Source organism: Neisseria sp. P0009.S007 (assembly GCF_051962515.1).
This window is the reverse complement of sequence record NZ_JBQCVF010001282.1, coordinates 1-236: the sequence shown is the minus strand read 5'-3', so window position 1 is coordinate 236 and position 236 is coordinate 1. Positions and strand designations below refer to the sequence as shown.

The following is a 236-nucleotide window of genomic DNA, read 5'->3' as shown; positions in this document are numbered from 1 at the left end:
GGCAATGCGTTGCCATTCCCGCTGTGTCTGTGCGTATAGTGGATTAACTTTAAATGAGAACAGGACAGGGCGTGAGGTCGTCTGAAAATCCGAGCGGCGTTTTCAGACGACCTTTGCCTTTTGAATACGGCGGCAAACACGGAAAGGTCGTCTGAAACCGTGTTCCGAATACATTGTCCGCACTGGCGCGCAAGCGTAAAATTTCCGTTTTCCCAAAATGTGCCACACTCATGGAA

1 protein-coding gene is annotated in these 236 nt (G+C 50.0%); it reads right to left on the bottom strand.

Going from position 1 to position 236, the window contains the following annotated elements:
• Positions 1–49: 49 nt before the first annotated feature.
• Positions 50–236 (bottom strand): hypothetical protein (locus ACTHS3_RS18620; RefSeq protein WP_440368888.1); only part of this gene is annotated, 187 nt, incomplete at its 5' end.